Genomic DNA, 6,561 nt, shown 5'->3' on the forward strand with positions numbered 1-6,561 from the left:
TTGAGCAAGGAATGAATTCTATAAGCAAGTAGGACTCTTCGAGCCCTACAAAGACCCCCGGGCACAGACAAGCTGTCATTTGGTAGCTTGTTTTTTTGCACCTAAACATCTGTTTAGCGACATAAAAACGTAGAATAGTATTGTACGTATGTTTAATATATAGCTGAAATGTTATACACTACTATCCTGTAGAACTACTTCCGTAGGAATGTAGTTCATTAGATTCATTTGTTTTATATAAAAAAATATCCTAAAATATAATGGATGATGGATTTATAATGTCTCCTAAAAATGACTTTGTTTTTAAACTTATATTTGGAGATGAGAAAAATAAGGACATTTTAATAGACTTTTTAAATTCCATATTAAAAACACCACAATCAGAATTAGCGGAAATAGAGCTCATTAACACAGAGTTATTAAGAGAGTTTGCAGAAGATGGATTAAAGTTCTTTGGTATAGAAAAGAAAGATAAAGAAGTAGCAGCAACGGAAATAATAACAAGTGGGACTCTTTGAGCCCCACAAAGACCCCCGGGCAAAGACTAGTTGTAATTTGGCAGCTAGTCTTTTTTCTGAAGAATTTACTTGATGAATCTACTTAAAGTAAAAATTGAACATTGTTTAATGGATATATAATTTGGTATATAATATAAGTATTAAGATTTAATTCTAGACAGTGATAGTTTATAGATATATTTCAGAGAATATGAAAATGAGTAAAGTGTGGTGATTACTATGAAGGCTATAGAAACAAGTGAGTTTAAGCTGAAAATAGATTGTTTTTTAGAAAAAGCAAAAGAATAGCAACCTCCCTCGAACAAGTTCTCGCTCAGAAAAACCCCCGGGCAAAGACTAGCTGTCACTTGGCAGCTAGTCTTTTTGCACCTAAACATCCATTTAGCGATATAGAAATAAAACGCAGGGTTTAAAAACAATATACTTTAGTATATAATATTAGTATAGATTGGAGTTATTATAAAGAAATAACCTAAGTAAATACAACAAAAAATAGTATACCAACATTAATGTTTAAGAGAGTAGGTGTTTATAGTTGAACGAAGACATACGTTGGAAACAAAGATTTTCAAACTTTAATAAAGCTGTAATGCAATTAACAGAATTCATAGAAAAAGGTAATCTTAATAAGTTTGAGGTACAAGGATTAATACAGTGTTTTGAATATACTTTTGAATTAGCGTGGAAGACTATGAAGGACTATTTAGAGCAAGAGGGGTATGAAATAAAAAGTCCTAGATCAGCTATACAAACAGCTTTCCAAATTCAATTAATTACAGATGGGCATGTATGGATTGATGCATTAAATAAAAGAAATTTAATGGCACATACTTATGATGAAGAAGTTGCAAAAGAAGCAGAGCTACTTATAGTTCAAAAATATTATCCTGTAATTAAAGAACTATTAAAGAAGCTGAGGGAAGAAATATGAGCTTTGGATTAAGTGCATTTGATTTGAAATATATTATTAATACTATAAAAAAATTTAATGAAATAGATAAAGCAACTATTTTTGGTTCTAGAGCGAAAGGAAATTTTAAGCATGGCTCAGATATAGATATAGCAATTTATGGAGAAAAAATAACCTTTGATATATTATCAGAAGTACACTCATTATTGGAAGATGAGAGTCCTATGCCTTATTTATTTGATATTGTAGATTTTACTCATTCTAACCATAAGGAATTAAAAGAACATATAGAACGTGCAGGAAAAGTTATTTACGAGAAGAAGTGAGAACCTCCCTCGGAAAAACCCCCGGGCAAAGACTAGCTGTCACTTGGCAGCTAGTCTTTTTGTACCTGAATATCCATTTAGCGACATAAAAATAATCTACACAGTTTAAAAACAATATAGTTTAGTATATAATATTAATATAAACCATATTATGATTATAAAAGGACTGATTTAAATGATAAATTTGAATATAGAAGAAAAAATTATTGAATTTATATCCTTTTGCGTAGAAAATTTTAAAGTTAAGCATAAAATGAGGGGTAAAGATGTAGCTAATTTATTTAATAAAAGTGGAGTAATAGACTTTTTAATAGAGGGATACGATATTCTTCATACTCAATCAAAAGATTATATTTTATCAGAGATAGAGGTATTTTTAAAAAAAAGAGGATACGAATTATGAGAATTTACCATGGTAGTAATGTATTAGTTGAAAAGCCTATTTTAATTAAAGCAACTAGAACCTTAGATTTTGGTTATGGATTTTATACTACAACAAGCAAAGAGCAAGCTTATAAATGGGCAAGAATTAAGCAGAGAAGAGAAAATGTAGGTAAAGGTTTTATAAGTATATATGAAATTTCAGATAGTATATTAAAGGATAAGTCTCTAAATGTTAATGTATTTGATGAAGCTAATGAAAATTGGTTGAATTTTGTTTTAGACAATAGAACAAAAGAAAAGTATGTGCATGAATTTGACATCGTAAAAGGAAAAGTTGCAGATGATAGAGTATATGCATGTCTAAATGCCTTTGAAAATAAGTTCATGGATTTTGATACTACAATTAAAGAATTAAGAACATATAAGCTAGAGGATCAGATTTCATTTCATACAAATAAAGCATTAAAGTATATTAAATATGTAGGTTATGAGGAGGTATAATATGAGTTTACCAAAGGTAACCCAAGAAAATGTTCATTTATTTATTCCGATTAAAGCTGCAAAAGTGTCAAAAAGATTAGCTGATAATTATGGATTATCACTTAAAGATGCTTTAATGAATTTTTATAATTCAAAAATATATGATGAACTAGAGCAGGAAGATACAAAGTTATGGTATGAAGGAATTAATTATTTATATATGGGTATAGATAGTGAGAGAAAAGGTGAAGATTTAGACATTTAGTAGTAGCAAGCAGGACTCTTCGAGCCCCACTAAACCCCCCGGGCAAAGACTAGCTGTCATTTGGCAGCTAGTCTTTTTGTACCTGAATATCCATTTAGCGACATAAAAATTTGGGGTATATGTTTAATAAATTAGTATAATGATATATAATAATAGTATAGATAAATAAAAATAAGGGCAGTGATAATATGGCGAGTGAGAGAATAAAATAGCATCCTGCCTTTGTGGCAGCTATACAACTTGAGTTTATAGATTATAAAGAAGAATTAGAATTTTTAACTGAATATCAATTAACAGATGAACCATTAAGAATAGATGTATTAGTTATAAAGAAATTAAAACAAATAGAAATAACTAAAGATATAGGTAGAATTTTTAGAAGATATAATATATTTGAGTATAAATCACCAACAGATTATATATCAATAGATGACTATTATAAGGTAAAAGCTTATGCATATCTATATAAAGCATTATCAGATGGCACAAATAATATAGATATAAAGGAAATGAGTATAACATTGACTTCAAATAAGTATCCAAGGAAGTTAATAGAGTATCTTAAAGATGAACAAAAGGTATCCATAGAAAAAAGAGAAAATGGTATATATTATATAAAAAATACAGATATAGAGACTCAGATTCTGGTATCAAAAGAGCTTGATGATAATGGTGCTAAATACTTAAAATTATTGCAGATGCAAAATGAAAATAAGAATTTGATGAATCAATGGATAACAGAATACATTAATAATATAAAAAACCCCTTATATGCAGTGATAATGAATGTACTTGCAGAAGCAAATCCTAATGAAGTGTTGGAGGTGTATAAGAATATGGCAAATGTAAAATTGGATAAAAATAATAGAGAATTTTTAATGGATATGATGAAAAGATTAGAATTAGATAAAAAACTTAAAGAAGAGGGAATAGAAGAAGGAATGGAAAGAGGAATGGAAGCGGGAATAGAAAGAGGAAAGTATGAGATAGTAATAAAATTACTTATAAAGAAATTCAAAAAATTACCTGATGATTACATTAATAAGATAAAGAAACTTTCTAATGATGTGCTAGAAGTTGTTGCTACAGACATATTTGATATGGATAGAGTGGAAGAACTAGAGAGGTACTTCTAATTAATAACAAGAGGGACTCTTTGAGCCCCAAAAAGACCCCCGGGCAAAGACTAGCTGTCACTTGATAGCTAGTTTTTTTACACCTAAATAATAATTTAACGACATAAAACAATATGGACTTAATGTTTAATAAATTAATATAATGGTATATAATAATATTATAATTTATTAGTTAGGGTGATATTTATGATTAGTATAGATGATATAACAGAAGAACAGCTATATTTTGCTATATATTGTATAACGGCATTAAGTCGTAACTTAAATATAATGCCACCGGATGTATATAATTTACTTACTGAAAAAACAAGAATATTAGATGAGTATATTATAAAATATTACGACACACTTCATACTCAAGGGGAAGATTATATAGTAGGAGAAATCGTTAATTTGTTAAAAAGCAAGGGGATTAAGATATGATAATATACCATGGTTCAAATATAATAATAAAGGAGCCTAAAGTAATAAAGTCTAATAGAGCTTTAGATTTTGGTATCGGGTTTTATGGTACAACATTTAAGGAACAAGCTGAAAAATGGGCAACTAGAAAATGTACAAATTTTAATGGAGAAATAGAGGGACCCCCAATTGTATCTATATATGAATTGAATATGAGCCTTGCTAGTGAGAGATTTAAAATTTATGAATATGATGGTGTAACTAAAGAATGGCTAGAATTTATTTTAAGTAATAGAAAAGATATTAATTCAAAGTCACCATATGATATTACTATTGGGGAAGTCGCTGATGATCAGGTATTTGCAACAATAAATCTTTTAGAAAGAGGTTGGATAGAAAAAGATGCCGCAATTAAAAGATTAAAATTTAAATCAGCAAACAACCAAGTTTGTATAAATAATCAGCAGGTAATTATAGAATGTTTAAAATTTATTGGAATGGAGGAAGTAAAATAATATGAAAATGAATGAGTTTGATGAAATATTAGTAATGCTTATAGATGATGTAGTATTAAATATTAGCAAATTAAAATCAATAAATAAATATGAAGCAATGAAATTATTTTACTCATCACCAATAAGTAAAATGATTTATAGAAAAGAAACAGGATTATTTACACAAAGTGCTGCCAATATAGCATATAGATGTATAACTAGGCAGTAACAAGCGGCGCTCCTTGAGCCCCACCCCACTAGCAAGTAGGACTCTTCGAGCCCCCAAAAGACCCCCGGGCGCAGACTAGCAACCTCACTCGAACAAGTTCTCCCTCAGAAAAACCCCCGGGCAAAGACTAGCTGTCATTTGGCAGCTAGTCTTTTTGTACCTGAATATAAATTTAGCGACATGAAATTTAAAATAATATGGACTTAATGTTTAAGAAATTACTATAATGTTATATAATAATAGTATAGATAAATAAAAATAAAAAGTTCCATATACAAAGGAAGTGCCGTTTTGAGAAATAAAGAAGTACATCATGAACATGATGTAGGATATAAGTATGTGTTTTCCCACAAAAAAACTTTTTTAGAGTTTTTAAAGAGTTTTCTAAAAAAGGATTGGGTAAATAAAATAAAAGAAGAAGACTTAATATTAGTAGATAAGTCTTATATTCTTTCTGATTTTGAAGAAGAGGAGTCTGATATCCTATATAAAGTAAATATAGATGGGGAAGAGATAATATTTTATGTACTGCTAGAATTCCAATCAAAGGTGGATTTTCAAATGCCTATGAGACTATTATTCTATATGGTCGAAGTTTGGAGAGATGTTCTAAAAAATACAGAGAAGGCAGAAAGAAAGAGGAAAAGCTTTAAGCTTCCGTCCATAATACCATTAGTTTTATACAACGGTAAAAATAGTTGGACAGCAAAGACAGAGTTTAAAGAAATATTAAGTGGTTCTAACTTATTTGGAGATAATGTTCTTAATTTTAATTATTCTTTATTTGATATTAATAGATACACTGAAGAAGAACTGTATAGTGTGGCTAATTTAGTATCAGCTGTATTTTTATTAGATCAAGAAATGAATGAAGAAGAGCTTGTAAGAAGATTAAGAAAAATCATATATATACTTAGAAAAATTTCACCAGAGCAATTTAGTATATTTAAGCAGTGGTTAAAGAAAATAGTAAAACCAAGATTGACAGAAGAATTACAGGCAGAAGTAGAAGAGGTATTAAATAAATCTGAACAAGAGGAGGTAGACTTTATGGTTAGCAATTTAGGTAAAACTTTAGAAAAATTAGAAAAAAAAGCAACAAAAAGAGGCTTAGAACAAGGAATAGAACAAGGAATAGAACAAGGAATAGAACAAGGAATAGAAAAGAAGGCAAAAGAAATAGCTATAAAGGCTATAAAAATGGGAATGAGCAATGAAATTATAATAGAATTAACAGGACTAGCAAATGAAGAGATAGATTCTATTAGAAAAGAAAAAAGTCATTAGCAAATGGGACTCCTTGAGTCCCATAAAAACCCCGGGCAAAAACAAGCTATTAAGTGATAGCTTGTTTTTTTCATAGTCTTTTTTACTGAAATATGAATAAGTAATTATAATTAAGTCAATAATTAAGCTA

At 29.0% G+C, this 6,561-nt stretch carries 11 protein-coding genes; all 11 read left to right on the plus strand.

Annotated features, from left to right (window positions below):
- Positions 1 to 278: 278 nt before the first annotated feature.
- The 11 genes from B3N22_RS06045 to B3N22_RS06095 all read left to right on the plus strand — a co-directional run bounded on the left by B3N22_RS06045 (position 279) and on the right by B3N22_RS06095 (position 6,431).
- On the plus strand, positions 279 to 518 hold the full coding sequence (locus B3N22_RS06045) for a PD-(D/E)XK nuclease family transposase (protein ID WP_286905460.1): 240 nt from the start codon (positions 279 to 281) through the stop codon (positions 516 to 518).
- Between the two features lie 535 nt (positions 519 to 1,053).
- Positions 1,054 to 1,449 (plus strand): nucleotidyltransferase substrate binding protein, encoded by a 396-nt coding sequence (locus tag B3N22_RS06050; protein WP_286905461.1) that lies wholly within the window; start codon positions 1,054 to 1,056, stop codon positions 1,447 to 1,449.
- The gene (locus tag B3N22_RS06055; RefSeq protein WP_286905463.1) at positions 1,446 to 1,754 is read left to right on the plus strand and encodes a nucleotidyltransferase domain-containing protein; all 309 of its coding nucleotides are present in this window, start codon (positions 1,446 to 1,448) and stop codon (positions 1,752 to 1,754) included. The genes B3N22_RS06050 and B3N22_RS06055 overlap by 4 nt, the downstream gene beginning before the upstream one ends.
- Before the next feature lie 175 nt (positions 1,755 to 1,929).
- Positions 1,930 to 2,157 carry a DUF3791 domain-containing protein gene (locus B3N22_RS06060; protein ID WP_286905465.1) on the plus strand — a complete coding sequence of 76 codons (228 nt, stop codon included), beginning with the start codon at positions 1,930 to 1,932 and terminating at the stop codon, positions 2,155 to 2,157.
- Positions 2,154 to 2,639, plus strand: a complete 486-nt coding sequence (locus B3N22_RS06065) for a DUF3990 domain-containing protein (protein WP_286905467.1) — start codon at positions 2,154 to 2,156, stop codon at positions 2,637 to 2,639. Before B3N22_RS06060 ends, B3N22_RS06065 begins: the two co-directional genes overlap by 4 nt.
- A 1-nt stretch (position 2,640) precedes the next feature.
- A complete protein-coding gene (locus tag B3N22_RS06070) occupies positions 2,641 to 2,883 on the plus strand; it encodes a hypothetical protein (RefSeq protein ID WP_286905468.1) in 243 nt (80 codons plus the stop codon).
- Between the two features lie 224 nt (positions 2,884 to 3,107).
- Entirely contained in the window at positions 3,108 to 4,019 is a 912-nt protein-coding gene (locus B3N22_RS06075) for a DUF4351 domain-containing protein (RefSeq protein ID WP_286905469.1), read from the plus strand.
- 186 nt (positions 4,020 to 4,205) lie between these two features.
- Positions 4,206 to 4,442: a DUF3791 domain-containing protein gene (locus B3N22_RS06080; protein WP_286905471.1), complete on the plus strand. Its 237-nt coding sequence runs from the start codon at positions 4,206 to 4,208 to the stop codon at positions 4,440 to 4,442.
- The gene (locus B3N22_RS06085; protein WP_286905473.1) at positions 4,439 to 4,936 is read left to right on the plus strand and encodes a DUF3990 domain-containing protein; all 498 of its coding nucleotides are present in this window, start codon (positions 4,439 to 4,441) and stop codon (positions 4,934 to 4,936) included. Before B3N22_RS06080 ends, B3N22_RS06085 begins: the two co-directional genes overlap by 4 nt.
- 1 nt (position 4,937) lies before the next feature.
- The gene (locus B3N22_RS06090; RefSeq protein ID WP_286905475.1) at positions 4,938 to 5,144 is read left to right on the plus strand and encodes a hypothetical protein; all 207 of its coding nucleotides are present in this window, start codon (positions 4,938 to 4,940) and stop codon (positions 5,142 to 5,144) included.
- A 291-nt stretch (positions 5,145 to 5,435) separates the two neighbouring features.
- A complete protein-coding gene (locus tag B3N22_RS06095; RefSeq protein ID WP_286905477.1) occupies positions 5,436 to 6,431 on the plus strand; it encodes an Rpn family recombination-promoting nuclease/putative transposase in 996 nt (331 codons plus the stop codon).
- Positions 6,432 to 6,561: the final 130 nt, after the last annotated feature.

Origin of the sequence: Clostridium sp. UBA1652 (assembly GCF_002320975.1) — a bacterium.
Taxonomy (GTDB): domain Bacteria; phylum Bacillota; class Clostridia; order Clostridiales; family Clostridiaceae; genus Clostridium_T; species Clostridium_T intestinale.